General features: G+C 43.9%; 18 protein-coding genes and 1 rRNA gene. 2 read left to right on the forward strand and 17 right to left on the reverse strand.

Annotation, left to right across the window (positions count from 1 at the left end; translation table 11 throughout):
- Positions 1 to 201 precede the first annotated feature (201 nt).
- A 16S ribosomal RNA gene (locus tag AA0Y26_RS21580) occupies positions 202 to 1,756 on the reverse strand.
- Positions 1,757 to 2,011: 255 nt separating this feature from the next.
- On the opposite strand from AA0Y26_RS21580, the gene AA0Y26_RS21585 reads away from it, so the two are divergent.
- Positions 2,012 to 2,644: a hypothetical protein gene (locus AA0Y26_RS21585; protein ID WP_413364051.1), complete on the forward strand. Its 633-nt coding sequence runs from the start codon at positions 2,012 to 2,014 to the stop codon at positions 2,642 to 2,644.
- Between the two features lie 30 nt (positions 2,645 to 2,674).
- On the opposite strand, the gene AA0Y26_RS21590 is transcribed toward AA0Y26_RS21585, so the two are convergent.
- The gene (locus AA0Y26_RS21590; RefSeq protein ID WP_413364052.1) at positions 2,675 to 3,349 is read right to left on the reverse strand and encodes a KinB-signaling pathway activation protein; all 675 of its coding nucleotides are present in this window, start codon (positions 3,347 to 3,349) and stop codon (positions 2,675 to 2,677) included.
- Positions 3,350 to 3,495: 146 nt separating this feature from the next.
- On the opposite strand from AA0Y26_RS21590, the gene gerD reads away from it, so the two are divergent.
- Positions 3,496 to 4,107 carry a spore germination lipoprotein GerD gene (gerD, locus tag AA0Y26_RS21595; protein ID WP_413364053.1) on the forward strand — a complete coding sequence of 204 codons (612 nt, stop codon included), beginning with the start codon at positions 3,496 to 3,498 and terminating at the stop codon, positions 4,105 to 4,107.
- Positions 4,108 to 4,184: 77 nt separating this feature from the next.
- Here gerD and AA0Y26_RS21600 read toward each other — a convergent pair whose 3' ends face one another.
- The 15 genes from AA0Y26_RS21600 to rplQ all read right to left on the reverse strand — a co-directional run bounded on the left by AA0Y26_RS21600 (position 4,185) and on the right by rplQ (position 17,395).
- Positions 4,185 to 5,246: a P-loop NTPase gene (locus tag AA0Y26_RS21600; RefSeq protein WP_413364054.1), complete on the reverse strand. Its 1,062-nt coding sequence runs from the start codon at positions 5,244 to 5,246 to the stop codon at positions 4,185 to 4,187.
- 75 nt (positions 5,247 to 5,321) lie between these two features.
- Positions 5,322 to 6,035 (reverse strand): N-acetylmuramoyl-L-alanine amidase, encoded by a 714-nt coding sequence (locus tag AA0Y26_RS21605; protein ID WP_413364055.1) that lies wholly within the window; start codon positions 6,033 to 6,035, stop codon positions 5,322 to 5,324.
- Positions 6,036 to 6,086: 51 nt separating this feature from the next.
- Positions 6,087 to 7,862, reverse strand: a complete 1,776-nt coding sequence (locus tag AA0Y26_RS21610; protein ID WP_413368345.1) for an ABC transporter ATP-binding protein — start codon at positions 7,860 to 7,862, stop codon at positions 6,087 to 6,089.
- 28 nt (positions 7,863 to 7,890) lie between these two features.
- Positions 7,891 to 9,630 carry an ABC transporter ATP-binding protein gene (locus tag AA0Y26_RS21615; protein WP_413364056.1) on the reverse strand — a complete coding sequence of 580 codons (1,740 nt, stop codon included), beginning with the start codon at positions 9,628 to 9,630 and terminating at the stop codon, positions 7,891 to 7,893.
- 121 nt (positions 9,631 to 9,751) lie between these two features.
- Positions 9,752 to 10,033 carry a 2-keto-3-deoxygluconate kinase gene (locus tag AA0Y26_RS21620; protein WP_413364057.1) on the reverse strand — a complete coding sequence of 94 codons (282 nt, stop codon included), beginning with the start codon at positions 10,031 to 10,033 and terminating at the stop codon, positions 9,752 to 9,754.
- A gap of 170 nt (positions 10,034 to 10,203) precedes the next feature.
- A complete protein-coding gene (locus tag AA0Y26_RS21625) occupies positions 10,204 to 10,353 on the reverse strand; it encodes a hypothetical protein (protein WP_413364058.1) in 150 nt (49 codons plus the stop codon).
- A gap of 224 nt (positions 10,354 to 10,577) precedes the next feature.
- The gene (locus AA0Y26_RS21630; RefSeq protein WP_413364059.1) at positions 10,578 to 11,150 is read right to left on the reverse strand and encodes a YdhK family protein; all 573 of its coding nucleotides are present in this window, start codon (positions 11,148 to 11,150) and stop codon (positions 10,578 to 10,580) included.
- A 34-nt stretch (positions 11,151 to 11,184) separates the two neighbouring features.
- Entirely contained in the window at positions 11,185 to 11,940 is a 756-nt protein-coding gene (locus tag AA0Y26_RS21635) for a hypothetical protein (protein WP_413364060.1), read from the reverse strand.
- Between the two features lie 287 nt (positions 11,941 to 12,227).
- The gene (gene rpsI / locus AA0Y26_RS21640) at positions 12,228 to 12,620 is read right to left on the reverse strand and encodes a 30S ribosomal protein S9 (RefSeq protein WP_036151898.1); all 393 of its coding nucleotides are present in this window, start codon (positions 12,618 to 12,620) and stop codon (positions 12,228 to 12,230) included.
- A gap of 24 nt (positions 12,621 to 12,644) precedes the next feature.
- Positions 12,645 to 13,082 carry a 50S ribosomal protein L13 gene (gene rplM / locus AA0Y26_RS21645; RefSeq protein WP_036151899.1) on the reverse strand — a complete coding sequence of 146 codons (438 nt, stop codon included), beginning with the start codon at positions 13,080 to 13,082 and terminating at the stop codon, positions 12,645 to 12,647.
- A 161-nt stretch (positions 13,083 to 13,243) separates the two neighbouring features.
- Entirely contained in the window at positions 13,244 to 13,990 is a 747-nt protein-coding gene (truA, locus tag AA0Y26_RS21650; RefSeq protein WP_413364061.1) for a tRNA pseudouridine(38-40) synthase TruA, read from the reverse strand.
- Between the two features lie 9 nt (positions 13,991 to 13,999).
- The gene (locus AA0Y26_RS21655) at positions 14,000 to 14,797 is read right to left on the reverse strand and encodes an energy-coupling factor transporter transmembrane component T family protein (protein WP_413364062.1); all 798 of its coding nucleotides are present in this window, start codon (positions 14,795 to 14,797) and stop codon (positions 14,000 to 14,002) included.
- Positions 14,794 to 15,663 carry an energy-coupling factor ABC transporter ATP-binding protein gene (locus AA0Y26_RS21660; protein ID WP_413364063.1) on the reverse strand — a complete coding sequence of 290 codons (870 nt, stop codon included), beginning with the start codon at positions 15,661 to 15,663 and terminating at the stop codon, positions 14,794 to 14,796. Before AA0Y26_RS21660 ends, AA0Y26_RS21655 begins: the two co-directional genes overlap by 4 nt.
- Entirely contained in the window at positions 15,639 to 16,484 is an 846-nt protein-coding gene (locus AA0Y26_RS21665; RefSeq protein WP_413364064.1) for an energy-coupling factor ABC transporter ATP-binding protein, read from the reverse strand. The genes AA0Y26_RS21660 and AA0Y26_RS21665 overlap by 25 nt, the downstream gene beginning before the upstream one ends.
- Positions 16,485 to 17,014: 530 nt before the next feature.
- A complete protein-coding gene (rplQ, locus tag AA0Y26_RS21670) occupies positions 17,015 to 17,395 on the reverse strand; it encodes a 50S ribosomal protein L17 (protein WP_036151908.1) in 381 nt (126 codons plus the stop codon).
- Between the last annotated feature and the right edge of the window lie 37 nt (positions 17,396 to 17,432).

Consider the following 17,432-nt stretch of genomic DNA (forward strand, 5'->3'; position numbering starts at 1 on the left):
TTAAAGATAGAAATTTGTGTTTGCTTTCAATGTCGTTTTATCCAGTTTTCAAAGAACAAGTGTGCTACCTGTGTCTACTTCTTCGCACATTTGCGACGAGTAACCGCAGGAGCAAGTTTTGAAAGTATGAACTTTCAAAACTGAACAGCAAGAACGTTAACGTATATCACCGAGTGATATACTTCCGAAAAATATCCTTAGAAAGGAGGTGATCCAGCCGCACCTTCCGATACGGCTACCTTGTTACGACTTCACCCCAATCATCTATCCCACCTTCGGCGGCTGGCTCCAAAAGGTTACCTCACCGACTTCGGGTGTTACAAACTCTCGTGGTGTGACGGGCGGTGTGTACAAGGCCCGGGAACGTATTCACCGCGGCATGCTGATCCGCGATTACTAGCGATTCCGGCTTCATGTAGGCGAGTTGCAGCCTACAATCCGAACTGAGAACGGTTTTATCGGATTAGCTCCCCCTCGCGGGTTGGCAACCGTTTGTACCGTCCATTGTAGCACGTGTGTAGCCCAGGTCATAAGGGGCATGATGATTTGACGTCATCCCCACCTTCCTCCGGTTTGTCACCGGCAGTCTCCTTAGAGTGCCCAACTAAATGATGGCAACTAAGAACAAGGGTTGCGCTCGTTGCGGGACTTAACCCAACATCTCACGACACGAGCTGACGACAACCATGCACCACCTGTCACCGTTGTCCCCGAAGGGAAAACTGTATCTCTACAGTGGTCAATGGGATGTCAAGACCTGGTAAGGTTCTTCGCGTTGCTTCGAATTAAACCACATGCTCCACCGCTTGTGCGGGCCCCCGTCAATTCCTTTGAGTTTCAGTCTTGCGACCGTACTCCCCAGGCGGAGTGCTTAATGCGTTAGCTGCAGCACTAAGGGGCGGAAACCCCCTAACACTTAGCACTCATCGTTTACGGCGTGGACTACCAGGGTATCTAATCCTGTTTGCTCCCCACGCTTTCGCGCCTCAGCGTCAGTTACAGACCAGAAAGTCGCCTTCGCCACTGGTGTTCCTCCAAATCTCTACGCATTTCACCGCTACACTTGGAATTCCACTTTCCTCTTCTGCACTCAAGTCCCCCAGTTTCCAATGACCCTCCACGGTTGAGCCGTGGGCTTTCACATCAGACTTAAAGGACCGCCTGCGCGCGCTTTACGCCCAATAATTCCGGACAACGCTTGCCACCTACGTATTACCGCGGCTGCTGGCACGTAGTTAGCCGTGGCTTTCTAATAAGGTACCGTCAAGGTACAGCCAGTTACTACTGTACTTGTTCTTCCCTTACAACAGAGTTTTACGAACCGAAATCCTTCTTCACTCACGCGGCGTTGCTCCATCAGACTTTCGTCCATTGTGGAAGATTCCCTACTGCTGCCTCCCGTAGGAGTCTGGGCCGTGTCTCAGTCCCAGTGTGGCCGATCACCCTCTCAGGTCGGCTACGCATCGTCGCCTTGGTGAGCCGTTACCTCACCAACTAGCTAATGCGCCGCGGGCCCATCCTGTAGCGATAGCAGAACCATCTTTCAACTTTCTAACATGAGGTAGAAAGTATCATCCGGTATTAGCCCCGGTTTCCCGGAGTTATCCCAGACTACAGGGCAGGTTGCCCACGTGTTACTCACCCGTCCGCCGCTAACGTTAAGTCGGTGCAAGCACCAACAAAACGTCCGCTCGACTTGCATGTATTAGGCACGCCGCCAGCGTTCGTCCTGAGCCAGGATCAAACTCTCCATAAAAGTAGTTTGAGTTAAGCTCAAAATGTTGCTGACTATTGTTTTAGTCAAGTTGTCTCTTTCAATTAAGAAAGAAAATTATTGTTAACGTCTTGCTTGTTCAGTTTTCAAAGTTCATTTTGTTTCAATGTCGCGTCATCTCTTGGCGACTTACTTATAATAGCACCGATTATTCATATCCGTCAACCTTATTTCATAAGTTTTTTTGAGAAAACCCTTTTTTCTCTACAAAGCCCTCAAAAAAGGAGTATGCAGAAAATGAGAAAAGTATTGATATTACTAGGTTTAACGACTATTCTTTTCGCCGTTTATTACTCTTACACTAACAAGCAATTACCTGTATTTTTAATGACTGAAAAGCCAAACGTTGTAGCAAAAGGTCATAACGGACATGTTTTTTTAGTAGAGTTACATTTCGAACATGATGGGCTCATAGACTTTATCAACTCTGATCAGAGCCGTAATATTCTTTTTCTATTAGATCCCGATTTAATCAAACGTGCTGATCATCTTTTAGAACTACTGCAATCTAAACAGCGTGCAACAGGCTTACTCGGCAGTTCACCAGAAAACATCCAGCAGGAAATTGCTGTGTATGAGCAAACATTCAAGCAAAAGCCTCTTTGGTACATGCCTCAAGGCTACACGTATACGGATGAATTAAGACAAACTCTATTTAGTCAACAGATCAATATGCTTGTTCCCACTTTAACAATCAAAAATAATAGTTTTCCAAAAAAAATAGAGAAAGGAGATATTCTATCCTTGCCGCTCTACAAAGAAAATAAAGTAGAGTTTAAATCACTTTCTAATTGGATGAAAAAATATCAATTTATTTCTATAGAAGAAAGTCTATTTGGTTATTCCATTAAAACAAAAAAATCTCCTTAAAAAAGAACCTGGCTCGAGAGCCAGGTTCTTTTAGGATTGTTGCACTGCTTGCTTACGTGCCTTTCGGCGTTCCTCTAGTTTCTTACGATCTTGATCCGATTTTTCATTATACTTCGGTAACATTAAAAGCTGGTATGCATTCACCGCTAAAAGTGGGAATAATAACAGTGCGACATAAATATTAATATTATCCTGACGTCCCATAAGAGCAATAATCCATTCCAATGAGGTAATGACGATCATAAAGAACATCGAAGAAATTAACACATGTTTTTTCCCTGTCATTTTCACTTTTTTGATTGCTGTCGCAATGGCAGCACCTACTAGTACAATCAATAGTCCGATGTAGAACAGCCAGTCACCAGCGCTCTCAGCATCCGGTGCAAATCGGAAAATGATTAAGTCGAAAAGAACCACAATAATCAGCAGCATTTGCACCCAATTCCATAATGTGAGTGTCTTGAATACACCCACTCCCACCTGGTGAAGTGTCAAATACGCAAAGAATCCTGCTTGGGCAATTACACTCATTGTAAATCCTAATAAAACCATCCATGCTAATGCAGCAATAAATTCAACAAACTCTCCTGCTGCTAAATAAGGCTGGAAGAAATCCCAACGTATAAAAAGGCTAGCCACTGCTGTGACTCCGCCGCCTATAAGCATTGTCATTACAAAAAATTTAATCCAATTCCGTATCGTCACAACAAATTGTCCCCCATTTTCTCAATATCCACATCTTATTTTAACAATCGTTTTATAAAAAAGCTAATGGTGATACGATTCGATACATAGAATACGCGGAATTGTGAACAATAATTGAAAGAGCCTATGTGGAAAGGAATGAACTTATGCGGCGACTTTTAATCGTGTTAGGTTTTGCTGTTCTGCTCGCTGGTTGTAATAATGATGAGAAAACGTCGACGCTTTCATACGACGAAATAAAAAAAATTATGGTGGATGCACTTCAAACCGAGGACGGTAAAAAGGCGGTACGTGAGCTTTTAACTGATCAGAGCTTCCGTGACCTAGTAGTACTCGAGCATGACGAAGTAGAAACAGCAATGAAGACAACCCTGCTTTCGCAAGACGCAGAGGAGTTTTGGAAGAAAACATTCGACGACCCTAAGTTCAAAGAAACACTTGCCAAGGGTATGAAGGAGCAGCAAGAGGATGTAATGAAAGCCCTCATGGCAGATGCTGAATATCAGGAAAAGTTAACTAAGTTTTTTGACCAGCCTGATATGCAGAAGCAGTTTGAATCCATCCTTAAAGGGTCAGCCCTTCGCAAACAAATGGAAGAGGTCACAATGGAGACAATTGAAAATCCATTGTTGCAAACCAAATGGGAAGAGCTAATTCGAAAAAGCGGTGAAGCTGCAGCTTCTACAGGGAAAGAAGGCGGCGGCAAATCTGAAGAAGGCAAATCCGGAGAAGGCGGCGGCGGTGCCGGCGGTCAATAGAAAAGACGATTCCTGCAATGATGCGGGAATCGTCTTTTTCCTATAAATAAGAAACAACCCTTTGTAACTTGCTCTACTTATGATTTCGCTAATTTCTCAACGACTTTTTGGGCCATTTCTAAATATAACTTACCTGTTGGGTGGTCTTCTGCATATACGGAAGGAGCGAAATCTTCATCCTCCCAGTCTGGCTGGCCCAGCGGAACTTGTCCAAGTAAATCTGTCCGCAGCTCTTCAGCAAGCTTCGGACCACCACCGCGGCCAAAAACATATTCGCGCTCGCCAGTCAGTTTCGACTGGAACCAAGCCATGTTTTCTACTACCCCTAGAATCTCATGGTTTGTTTGTAACGCCATTGCCCCTGCTCGAGCAGCTACGAAGGCTGCTGTCGGATGTGGCGTTGTAACAACGATTTCCTTGGAAGCAGGCAGCATTTGATGAAGATCGAGCGCTACGTCACCTGTACCTGGTGGTAAATCTAGTAATAGGTAATCTAAATCGCCCCACTCTACATCACGGAAGAACTGATCTAATACTTTTCCAAGCATTGGTCCACGCCATACAATCGGTGCATTATTTTCTACAAAGAAGCCCATTGAAATAACTTTTACACCCATACGGTCTACAGGATAGATACGGTCATCCTTTACTACTGGCATTTCTTGAATACCCATCATATCAGGGACGCTGAAGCCGTAGATATCAGCATCAATCAAACCAACCTTTTTGCCAAGGCGCGAAAGTGCTACTGCCATATTGACAGAGACAGTGGATTTCCCTACTCCCCCTTTACCAGAAGCAATTGCGATAAATTGTACTTTTGATAACGGCGATAAAATATCCTGTGCTTCTGATTCAGTTGCTTGCCCGCGGAACGAATCCAATACTTCCGGAGCCAGTTCTTCGAAACGAATTCCGACTGAGGCTGCACCGTTTTCTTTTAAAATTTCTACAATTTTCATTTGAAGCGTCATTTGTTCGGGCGTGTTTGTTTTTGCAATTGCAATTTTTACACTGACAAATTGTTTTTCTTCTTTAATTGATACGTTTATAATTCCGCCTGTTTGCTCTAAAGTTCTATGTAAAAAAGGATCTTCTAATTGACCTAATAGTTCTCGGACTTGTTGTTCATTCATCAAATTCATACACTCCCCCATATTTTATGTCCATTGTTAGTATATCACACACAGCTTATAGTAGTGTTATGAGTTGCTTCACTGATATGCCAATGCAAAATAGTCTTCTACACCCCGCGCAATAGCAATCGCCATCTTGTCCTGATAGTTTTTATCGGCAAGCAGGGCACGCTCCTCCGGATTGCTAATAAAGCCTGTCTCCACTAAAACTGCCGGTACCTCTGTTTTCTTTAATAAATATACACGTTCAATTGCTAATGCTTCCCTGTCAGTATTGCCCAAATCTTCTCTAATTGATGCCTGAATGGACTTCGCCAAATATTGGCTCTCTTCATGTCCCGTTTTATGATAAAACACTTGGGCACCACGCCACTTACTATCTGGAATAGCGTTAGCATGAACTGTAATGAACATATCCGGTTTTTTCTCTGCTACGATTGCTTGCCGCGTGAATATATCTTCTTTTTTGCGTTCGCGGTTTGAGGAAAACTCCATATCCGGTTTATGCTCACTAATGACATCACCATCTGTCGTGCGTGTCATGATTACTTCGGCACCTAGGCGTTTCAATTGCCTCTCCAGTTTTTCAGTGACTGCCAGTGTAATCTCCTTTTCAATGACATCACCTTGTGATGCACCGCCATCTATTCCGCCGTGTCCTGCGTCAAGCACAATCGTCACTCCTCCTAGAGGCTCAGGTAAGAAATAACTTCTGTCCGATGCGCTTGTCTCATAGACAACAACAATCATGCATGTACATAGCAGTACAAATAATGCCAACCAACGTCGCACATGTCCCACTCTCCTTTCCATACTATACGTCGAGGAGAGCGAGTCTATGCATTATTCCATTGTGAGATTGTTTTGCAGAGTTGCGTAGAAGCCGCCCTTTTTCATCAGTGAATCATGATTACCTGATTCTAATACTTCTCCATCTTTGACGACAAGAATTGTATCTGCACTTTCAATCGTTTTCAGACGGTGAGCGATCACAAAGCTTGTGCGGCCCTTCATTAGGTTATTAAGCCCTTTCTGGATATGCACTTCCGTCATTGTATCAACACTTGATGTTGCCTCATCCAAAATCAGAATATCGGGGTCTTCTAAAATAGCACGGGCAATAGCAATCAGTTGTCGCTGTCCTTGGCTTAAATTCATCCCGCCGGAACTCAGCATCGTATCATATTGCTGCGGCAAGTATTTGATAAAGTTATGCGCATAGGCAATCTTCGCTGCTTCCTCTACTTCCTCATTTGTGGCATTCAGCTTACCGAACCGAATATTTTCTCGGACGGTTCCTGAAAATAAATAGGTGTCTTGGAGTACGACACCGACATGATCACGCACATTCGTCATTCGATAATCGGTAATCGGTTGTCCGTCCAGCAGAATACGCCCTCCTGTTGCATCATAGAAGCGCGTCAGGAGTTGGATGATTGTCGTCTTTCCTGACCCGGTCGGACCAACGATAGCCACTGTTTCACCGGCACGTGCCTTAAAGTCGATCCCACGCAGAATAGGCTTTCCTTCCTCATATGCAAACACTACCTGTTCAAACGCTACCTCTCCATAGAAATGTTCTTTTTCTTTTGCTCCTGCTTGGTCCGCTGCTTCTTCTTTTTCATCCAATATTTCGAACACGCGCTCAGATCCGGCAATTGCCGACTGGAAGGTATTGAGCAAGTTGGAAAGTTGATTGATCGGACGGAAAAACTGGCGTGTATAGGTAACAACAGCTGCAATCACCCCAATTGTGACATACCCTTGTACAGCCATGATTGCTCCCACACCAATAACCAATCCCATCCCGAGGTTATTCATAAAGTTATTGATTGGTCCCATGAAGCCTGAAATGATGTCTGCCCGCATGGCTGATGAACGGAGCTGTTCATTTGATTCGGTAAACTCCTCCAGCGTCTGTTTCTCTTTACCAAACAAAGTCGTGATGTCCGAGTTTGAAATGGTTTCTTCTATATATCCATTCAATCGCCCAAGATCTCGCTGCCGGGCAACAAAATTCACGCTGCTCCTCTTGATAATTTGCTTGGTTGCCCAGACAATTACCGGAATCACTGTCAATGTTACCAGGGCGAGCACCCAGTTTAGATAAAATAGAGCGAATGCCGTACCAATAATCGTCAGAAGTGAGGACATGATCTGCACAATGCTTTGTGAAAGCGCTGCATTCAAATTATCGATATCATTTGTCATGCGGCTCATCAAATCGCCTTGCTGACGCTTATCAAAAAACGAAAGCGGCAAGGATTGAAGCTTTTCGAACAGCTCCTGCCGCAGTGTGCGGATGGTCTTCTGCGCTACCCTGATCATGACAAAGGACTGCAGCCACGTAAATAATGAATAGACCGTGTAGACAGCTGCCAATACAACAGCCATACGAATAGCACCATTTACATCCAGCTTTAAAATATAATCATCTGTAATAACACCGATTAAATAGGGGCCTATCAAGCTGAGCAGCGAAGCCACGACGACAAAAAATAGTGCAGCAATCATACCTAGTTTCTGCTGTCTCATATAACGCCAGATACGCAGCAATGTTTCCTTTTGGTTTTTCGGCTTGACGACTGGACCTGTGAATCTCCCGCCCGGATGCCTCATTGGTAGCGGCGGTCCCTCAGTTGATGGTTTATTCACTTAACGTCCCCCCCTTTTCTGCTTGGGTCGCGGCCATTTCTTGATAAAGCCGGCTCGACTTCAATAACTCTTTATGTCTGCCAGCTGCCGCAATTCTGCCATCATCCATTACAAGGATAAGATCAGCGTCCCGAATAGAGGATATTTTCGAAGATACGATAAACTTTGTAGACGCTGCAAACTGCGTATGAATTGCTCGTTGAATCTTCTTTTCAGAGATGCTATCGACTGCGCTTGTTACATCATCTAAGATGAGGATAGGCGGTTTGCGGACAAATGCACGGGCCATAGCCAGCCGCTGCTTTTGGCCGCCTGATAAGTTCGTAGCTCCCTGTGTCAGTCGATGATCCGTCCCTGCCGGCAGCTTCTCAACAAACTCTGCAGCACAAGCCGCAAGGAGACTTTCTGCTATTTGTTCCTGTGTTGCCATTTCATCCCCATAACGAATATTTTCCGCAATTGTCTTCGAGAAAAGCGTTGCCTTCTGAGGAGCGAATCCAATCGACTCACGAAGCTGCTGCAAGTCATATTGCTGAACCGGAGTTCCGTCAATTTTGATTACTCCCTCGTCCGGGTCAAATAGGCGTGGAATCATCTTCACTAACGTAGATTTTCCATTTCCCGTCATCCCGATAATCCCGACCGTTTCCCCGGCTTTCACTGAAAAGGACACATTTTTTAGAACAGGTTCTGTTCCCTTAATATAAGAAAAACTCACATTTTCAAATGCGATATCCCCGTGAATGTGATGGCCCGCTCCAATGTCGGGACCTACTACATCTGTTTTTTCCTCTAGAACCCCCACAATCCGCTCAGCACTTGGGATAGCGCGGGCAAGCTGTACGAGTACCATCGAAGAGCTCATCAAGCCGTTCATTACCATCATTAAATAATTTGTAAAGGCAAGAATAACGCCAATTTCAAGTGTCCCATTCTCTACTTTAATGGCACCCATCCATAATGCCGCTACAATACCCAGATTAATAACGAACATCGACAGCGGAGCCAGGATACCAACTATTTGGTCAGCTGTAATATTACGCTTCATCAGCCGGGTATTGACTTCCGTAAATTGATCAATCTGATGTTTCTTCCGGTTATATGCCTTAATCACGCGGATGCCCGCCAGATTTTCTTGTACCTTTGTATTTACCTGATCAACTATCTTCTGTACTTTATGAAATAGCTTCCCAGACATCATCGTAAAGAAATAGACGCACAATGCCAAAATTGGGATGACGATAAGTAAAATGGAAAACAGCTCGCGGGCTGTAAACCATACCATAACGACTGCCCCTATGAACATCATTGGTCCGCGGACAAATACTTTTAGCAGCATTGTCAGCGCTCGCTGCAGCATCTCGATATCACTTGTCAAATTAGTTATAAGCTTACCCAGTGTAAATTTATCTTTGCTGCTTGTTGAAAAATACGTAATAGTCTTATATAAATCGTGCCGTACGTCTGTGGCAAAATTGACTGCTGCCCTTGATGCATAAATGGAGCAGCCTACGCCGCCCAGCAAGCCCAGCAAAGCAGCTCCAATCATCATTACAAACATACGGATGATGTATGGTGTATCGTTTTCGGCGATTCCATTATCGATAATCATCTGCAAAATCGTCGGCTGGATTAAATCCATCGATACCTCAAACAGCATCATTAATGGTGCAATGATGGCAAATGCCTTATACGGCTTCAGATACTTAATTAGTTTTCCTACCGCCTGCATCTATGTACCTCTCTTCCTATTCAAACATCACAAGTAATCGCTGTGATGATGTTGTTCCCTTTTCTCCTTTTTAGGAGTTACTTGCAGAATTGAACATGATTACTTTCTAGCTAATACCTGTTTATTCATCTGTCTCCCCTTCGGTAATTTCAGCCAATTCAAAGGCAGCCTTAAAATCATTCATAATAGCTTCTGTTGCTTTCAATTCACCGGCTATAACAGGATGGATCGACTGCAATTCTGTTGATTCCAGTTGAACCTTCAATGTATCTCTTTTAATGATCAGCTGTTGATAAAAAGCAAGAGCCCTTCCCCTTCTAAATGTTTGGGCTCCGCTCCTTCCTCTCCCTCCACGCCTGCGTCCATCCTCTCTCAGACTATGTTTCTTCTCTTTATCCATCATTCATCACCTCTTGAATACAATTGTATACAAAAGTATACACTTATACAATCCTTTTGCTACATGAACCGGACGATAGGTGTGTTCACTAAAAAAGCCGGCGCTCTTCATAAAAAAACGAGCCCCAAATAGCAGCAATTCCATTTTTAGGCTTCTTTTATTCCTTATGCAGTTTATAAAGAAGTTTTACAGATTGATTGAAGCGAGTAACATTTTGATGTCATCGTCTGTTCATTCATCGCCCCTTTAAGCAGCGGCTTATCATCTCCAAGCAATACAGAGAAGAAATGAAGATTATGCTTGCCTATCTTCTGCTTGATCATTCATAACCTGTATAAAGGAACTCGCCAAGGATATTTTTATAATCCGTTTGTATATTGTTCTTGCCCTAATGATTGTATCCATCTTTTCCGTACATGCGTTATCAACTAATGCTGCCGCACCTCTAATCAGTTCACGTACTCATATACCTGCTTCTTTCTGAAGGCGCCAATGTTTTAGCATAAAATAAGCCGCCCAAGATGTCCTTAGGCGGCTTATCATTCGGTTATCTTTCCAACAATTCTTCTTCTATGACCCATTTATGATTCGCTGTTTTTTCTCCCGATGAGGAGGGATAGTCAATCATATAAACAGTCGTTGCCTCAACTGCTTCAATGTAGGCATTCGCTCCATGCATACCTGCCATATGCGATGCATTTAACACGACCTTCTCTCCGCGTGCAAATAAATCTGGGCCCGCTTCCTCTATTTCCTCATGAATGACCCATTTATAGTTTTCTACATTCTCCCCTCCATTAGAAGGCTCATAGGAAACCATATAGGCTGCCGTCTCATAGGCTCCGGCAACTATACCTTCGACCACTTGTTTACCATCTGTATACTCTGCGTTAATCAACACATTACTGCCAACTGGAAACTTTGGATTTTCTGCCTCTCTCAAATTCTCTGGCAGTTCCCCTGACGCAGAAGAATTCATCTGGGCATGCTCGGTACTTTCCCCTGTTTCCTCCCCCATTGTTTCTTCATGGGTAACATCTTTTCCACTTTCATCTTTGCATGCAGCAAGCACTAAAAAAGCTGTCAAAGAGATTACACCCATTTTCCATTTCCTGTTCATGGATTATCCTCCTTCGACCTTCATAAAATAATTCCTATTTAAATAATACTGCCCATTCCAAAAGATCTTCATTCGCAGCAGCTGTTAGCCCGTACACGAGTTCCTCCTTCTGCCACTTTACAAGACTTCCCTGTTCATAAACATCAAGATGCAAGGAGCCATGTACATGTGGAATCGGTAATGTATGCTCTTCCAAAAAAGAAACTGTCTGCCGTGCCAGCTGCTCTCCTTCTTTAGGGGCATCTGTTGTTGTGCGAACGGCAATTGCCCAGCGCCCCTCATTCCAGCTTGTAAACAATGAACCTGCTCCGGCATCCTGATAACCTATGATGTTATGACCAAGGTCTATCTGCCCTCCGCCAGCTTCCTCATAGTTCTGAAAGCCGATTTGTTCATTCGCTGCTTCGGTAGAATGAAACCGCTGAATTGTGAGTAATACCGCCTTCTGCGAGCTCGCAAGCGCCGGATCATTCAGCATCACCGGTTCTTCTGTCTTGTAGAACTGTATATTCACTTGATTTACCTCTTCTGTAACTGCTGCTCCTATATGTCTGCTCTCTTCATCCGTCCATAACGGGAAAGCAAGGTTCCAGTCTGTTAGGCGTTTCTTCAGCTGTTCCGTAATTGGAGGTACTTGTTTTTCCTTGCTACCCTGCTGCTCTGTCTCCTGTGGTTCCTTTATCTGTTCAACTTGTTCTTGCTCTCCCTGATTTTCAGCAGCTGGCTGCTCTTTACATGCAGCCAGAATGGAAGCAATGCCCAATAGAGTAATCAAACAACGCTTTTTCACGTGCAACACCTCTTCTTATTTTTTCCCTTCTTTACTCTCTAAAAACCATAAATAAAGCATTAAGTTTTAATGAATAGTAAATTATAAAACTAAACAAATTAGAAGAAGGTTCTTTATTAGAAGAAATGCATTAGATAATTTTCAGGAAATTACCTCTTCCTCTATTTACAATAATATATTTCATTCAGTGCAGCTTCTCTCATAAAATAAAAGAATGCAATTTATATACAAAAAAACCCTCTCCACAAGGGAGAGGGTTGGGATTCGCAAATTGTATAATCGATTGATTAACGTTTTGAGAACTGAGGTGCACGACGAGCGCCGCGTAGACCTGGTTTTTTACGCTCTTTCATACGAGCATCACGAGTAAGTAGACCTGCAGCTTTTAAAGCTGGACGGAAGTCTGGGTCAACTTGTAGTAATGCACGAGCGATACCGTGACGGATTGCACCAGCTTGACCTGTGAAGCCACCGCCGTTAACGTTAACGTGTACATCGTAAGAACCTTTAGTTTCAGTTGCTACTAATGGTTGGTTGATGATTAAGTGTAAAGTTTCATATGGTAAGTAATCACCGATTTCACGGTTGTTGATTACGATTTTGCCTTCGCCTGGTACTAGACGTACACGAGCAGTTGAGCTTTTACGACGACCTGTGCCGATATATTGAACTTGTGCCAAGGTAATATCCTCCTATTATTTTAATTATCCACGTAGCTCGTAAGCTTCTGGTTTTTGTGCAGCGTGTGGGTGCTCTGCTCCAGCGTAAACGTTTAGTTTACCGAACATTTTGCGACCTAAAGAGTTTTTAGGAAGCATGCCTTTAACTGCTAACTCGATCATTTGAGTTGGGTATTTCTCTTTCATTTCGCCAGCTGTACGTTGTTTTAAACCACCAGCGAATTGAGTGTGACGGTAGTAGATTTTACCTTCAAGTTTGTTACCAGTTAAATGGATTTTGTCAGCGTTGATGATGATTACGTGATCACCTGTGTCAACGTTTGGTGTGAAAGTTGGTTTATGTTTACCGCGTAAGATTGCAGCTACTTCAGAAGCTAAACGTCCAAGAGTTTGGCCTTCTGCGTCAACTACTAACCATTTACGCTCTACTTCGTGGCCTTTAGCCATGAATGTTGTACGCATGAATATATCCTCCTAATCGATAATTATTACCGTTATTTTTCATTAGTCTACACTATAAGTTTCGGGGCTTATTTGTGGTGGTAATGAAAATACCATACATCATCTTATAACGAATCAGATTATAAGTCAAGAGATTTAATTAAACACCTGGAGAAGTTGTACTAGAGTTCATAATGCACTTTTTCAAGGTACAAACCGTGTGCTGGTGCGGTTTTTCCCGCATTTCCGCGTTCACCGTCCGCGATAACTTTAGCTAAACTCTCTACTTCTCTTTTTCCGATTCCGACTTCCCAAAGCGTCCCCGCGATGATACGCACCATATTATATAAAAAGCCATTACCTTCAATGGTCATATGCAGCTCATCACCATGCCATATAAGATCAAGCTTTGTGACAGTGCGAACCTTATCTACTACACTTGTATTTGCTGCACAAAAGCAGGAAAAATCGTGTGTCCCGATAATAGCCTTGGCTGCCTCTTTCATCGCTTCTACGTCCGGCTTTATACCATTCGTTTCTACTGTATAATGACGACGGAACGGGCTTTGGATGGTTTCGCAGCTCCAAATATAACGGTAGCGTTTGCCGCTTACACTATAGCGGGCATGAAAACCATCTGGCACCTCTTCTACAGCCAACACACGAATATCACGCGGCAATTGTACATTTAATGCCTTCATATATTTCTCACAAGGAATCATGAGCGGCGTATCAAAATGGATGACCTGCCCTGTTGCATGAACACGTGCATCCGTACGACCGCTCGCCGTCACCTTGACCTGCTCTCCCTTATGCATAACCGACAGCACCTTTTCGAGCTCCAGCTGTACTGTTCGCTCGCCAGGCTGCACCTGATAGCCTGCAAAACTTGTCCCGTCATAACTAATTGTCGCTTTTAATCTTCTCATAAAACACCTCTAGTTACGGAAATACACAAGCAATACCAGCATCACAACAAGGGAAGCAAGCGCCAGTGTATCACCTAAATCCCATTTCAATTGGCGGTAGCGTGTACGCCCTTCTCCGCCTCGGTAGCCCCTTACTTCCATCGCTGTTGCTAAATCCTCTGCACGCTTAAACGCGCTGACAAATAGCGGTACCAGAAGCGGCACAACTGCCTTTAGGCGATCTTTGAGAGACCCGGCACTTAAATCCGATCCACGAGCCATCTGTGCCTTCATAATTTTATCCGTTTCATCCATAAGCGTTGGAATGAATCGTAGAGAAATAGACATCATAAGGGCCAGCTCGTGAACAGGAAGCTTCACTTTCTTAAGAGGATTCAATAATGTCTCTACGCCATCTGTTATTGAAATAGGCGATGTTGTCAGTGTTAATACCGACGTCATGAAGACTAGCACAAGAAAACGAATTGAAATGAAAATCCCCTGTTTTAGGCCTTCCTCATAAATTTTCAGGAAGCCAAAATCGACTAGTACAGCCCCCTCCCTTGTAAAGAGAATATGAATAAGGAAGGTGAAGACCATCAAGAAGATCACAGGCTTTAAACCGTTAATCAGGAAATACAGCTTAATGCGGCTGAGTAAGATAACGCCAAGTGTAAAAGCAAGCAGCAAAGCGTATGTAACTGCATTGTTCGCTAAAAATACAATCACAATAAAGGCGAAGACAAACAGCAGTTTCGACCGCGGATCTAATCGATGAACAAAGGAGTCCCCCGGAATATACCGCCCAAAAATCATTTTCTCCATCATGCCTGATCACGCCCCTTTACAGCAAGCGCAACCTCTGCGGCCAGTTCTTCCTCTGTTAAGCATACTTTCGGCAGCTTTATATTCATCATTTTCTCTATCCGATGCTGGAATCTAACGATGCGCGGCAGTTCTAAACGATACTGCTTCAAAGTCTCTGCATCACTAAATAACTCACGTGGTGTCCCTGTTATTACGCAGCGTCCTTCATGCATAATCGCTACCTCATCTGCGTAGCGTGCTGCATCCTCCATACTGTGGGTAACCAGAATTGTCGTCAATCCACGTTCCTTATGTAATGTGTAGAACATATCCATGATTTCCTTCTGGCCGCGCGGGTCAAGCCCAGCTGTCGGCTCGTCAAGGACAATAACTTCCGGCTCCATCGCTAGCACTCCTGCAATGGCCACACGCCGCATCTGCCCCCCTGATAAGTCAAACGGTGACTTTTCAAGCACACCTTCCGGTAAACCGACAAGCTGTACAAGCTCACGTGCACGGTGCTCCGCTTCCTCCTGTGAGACACCAAAGTTCATCGGTCCAAACATGATGTCCTTGAGAACTGTCTCTTCAAATAACTGATGCTCAGGAAACTGAAAGACAATGCCCACTTTCTGTCGGATTGGCTTTAATTCTTTCGCTTTCTTACCTGCCTCTATTATCCGGTCACCTATCTGTACCTGGCCTTTCGATGGTTTCAGCAGCCCATTAAAATGCTGTAGAATAGTGGATTTTCCGGAACCCGTATGTCCGATAATCGCCTGATATGTGCCTGATACAATTGCTACATCTACATCGAATAACGCATACTTTTCAAATGGCGTTCCTTTGGCGTATGCATAGCTTACTTGTTGAAGTTTGATGTCCATAAGTCATTCACCAGCTCTTCTTCCGTCATATGTTGTCCTGCCAGCTGTACCCCTTGTGCCTGCAGCAGCTTCGTCATCTTCATTGCAAATGGCAGGTCTAGTCCAAGGTCCACCAGCTTGTCTCCAAGCGTAAAAATCTCTTCTGGTGTCCCTTCCGCGTATTTTTTGCCCTGATTCATAAATAAAACATGATCCGCAAGCATTGCTTCCTCCAAATCATGCGTGATTGAGAGAACGGTTAAACCTGTCTTCTCACGGAGAGATTGCACTGTCTGCAGTACCTCTTCCCGCCCTTGCGGATCAAGCATGGAGGTCGCTTCATCTAGAATCAAGATTTTCGGCTGCATCGCTAGTGCTCCAGCAATGGCGACACGCTGTTTTTGTCCGCCTGATAAATGATGCGGTTCATGGTTAAGGAAGTTATCCATCTTTACCTGCTGCAAAGATTCATGTACGCGCTCTACCATCTCTTTATAAGGCACTCCGTTATTTTCAAGGGAAAAAGCCACATCGTCTTGTACTGTAGCCCCAACAAACTGATTGTCAGGATTCTGAAACACCATACCGATTTGTGAGCGCATCTCCCATAGATTTTCCTCAGTCAAAACATTGCGCATAATGCGTACTTCTCCTTCTTTGGGAAACAGCAGCCCGCTCATTAATTTAGCGAGTGTAGACTTTCCAGATCCATTATGGCCAACAATCGCAATCCATTCTCCCTCATTCACCGCAAATGTCACATCTTCTACGGCATTTCTCGTTTCAGGAACTTCTGGTGTATATGAAAATGTTACATGATTGAATGATAAAATTTCTGTCATATTCTCCGCTCCTCAATTCTCTGCTCTCCTACTAAAATTACACTGTTTTATCTTTCAACGCCACTCTTTTGAAAAAACGAATGACATATATAAAAATAAAGCACGTTTACTTAAACGTACTTTATTTCCATATATGTAGAAAGCTGCACTTTTTCAAAAGAATAAAAAAGCGCGCACCCCATTCAGAGAAATGCGCTTTTCACTACATTAGGTTGAACGCACGGCTGCTCATTTCCGTTTGTTCGTATGAATGAGGTGCGAGAGCTAGACGAGACGCTGTCATGTGACCCGCTCATCGTAACGCTCAGCTTAATTATTGTCGTATAAATCTTGAAATAAAAGTGCTAAAACGCTCGTTCGCACGCGGCAAGCGCTGGAACCTTTCGACGAGCATGCACCGAAGGAAGGTGAAGCGACCTCGAGCGTGCAGCGTTTTAGCCTAGATATAAAAGTGCGAAAGTGCACCTTTATTTAAAAAGGGAGTGCCGTTCAACAGGTGAACTAGGCACCCCCTAAACCTTAAGTTAAGATTAAACTAATTCAATCACAACTACAGGTGCGCCGTCTCCACGACGAGGACCTACTTTAAGGATGCGAGTGTAACCACCTTGACGCTCAGCGTAACGTGGAGCAACCTCATCAAATAACTTTTGAAGTGCGAATGAAGTTGTTTCGTTACCTTCTTCATCAGTTTTTGTTACTAGCTCACGACGGATGAATGCAGCCGCTTGACGACGAGCATGTAAATCTCCGCGTTTACCTAAAGTAATCATTTTTTCAACAGCTTTACGAACTTCTTTCGCGCGAGCTTCAGTCGTTTCGATGCGCTCGTTGATGATTAAGTCAGTAGCTAAGTCACGTAACATCGCTTTACGTTGAGAACTTGTACGGCCAAGTTTTCTGTAACCCATGGATGTTTCCCTCCTTTATAAATATCTGATCTAGCTT

The sequence above is a fragment of the Lysinibacillus canaveralius genome, from assembly GCF_047301505.1.
Classification (GTDB): Bacteria; Bacillota; Bacilli; order Bacillales_A; family Planococcaceae; genus Lysinibacillus_B.

Coding starts and splice junctions, on each gene's coding strand:
- AA0Y26_RS21585 (WP_413364051.1), top strand. CDS start 2,012: ATGAGAAAAGTATTGATATTACTAGGTTTAACGACTATTCTTTTCGCC.
- gerD (WP_413364053.1), top strand. CDS start 3,496: ATGCGGCGACTTTTAATCGTGTTAGGTTTTGCTGTTCTGCTCGCTGGT.
- AA0Y26_RS21610 (WP_413368345.1), bottom strand. CDS start 7,862: ATGAGGCATCCGGGCGGGAGATTCACAGGTCCAGTCGTCAAGCCGAAA.
- AA0Y26_RS21615 (WP_413364056.1), bottom strand. CDS start 9,630: ATGCAGGCGGTAGGAAAACTAATTAAGTATCTGAAGCCGTATAAGGCA.
- AA0Y26_RS21620 (WP_413364057.1), bottom strand. CDS start 10,033: ATGATGGATAAAGAGAAGAAACATAGTCTGAGAGAGGATGGACGCAGG.
- AA0Y26_RS21625 (WP_413364058.1), bottom strand. CDS start 10,353: ATGATCAAGCAGAAGATAGGCAAGCATAATCTTCATTTCTTCTCTGTA.
- AA0Y26_RS21630 (WP_413364059.1), bottom strand. CDS start 11,150: ATGAACAGGAAATGGAAAATGGGTGTAATCTCTTTGACAGCTTTTTTA.
- rplM (WP_036151899.1), bottom strand. CDS start 13,082: ATGCGTACAACATTCATGGCTAAAGGCCACGAAGTAGAGCGTAAATGG.
- truA (WP_413364061.1), bottom strand. CDS start 13,990: ATGAGAAGATTAAAAGCGACAATTAGTTATGACGGGACAAGTTTTGCA.
- AA0Y26_RS21655 (WP_413364062.1), bottom strand. CDS start 14,797: ATGATGGAGAAAATGATTTTTGGGCGGTATATTCCGGGGGACTCCTTT.
- AA0Y26_RS21660 (WP_413364063.1), bottom strand. CDS start 15,663: ATGGACATCAAACTTCAACAAGTAAGCTATGCATACGCCAAAGGAACG.
- AA0Y26_RS21665 (WP_413364064.1), bottom strand. CDS start 16,484: ATGACAGAAATTTTATCATTCAATCATGTAACATTTTCATATACACCA.
- rplQ (WP_036151908.1), bottom strand. CDS start 17,395: ATGGGTTACAGAAAACTTGGCCGTACAAGTTCTCAACGTAAAGCGATG.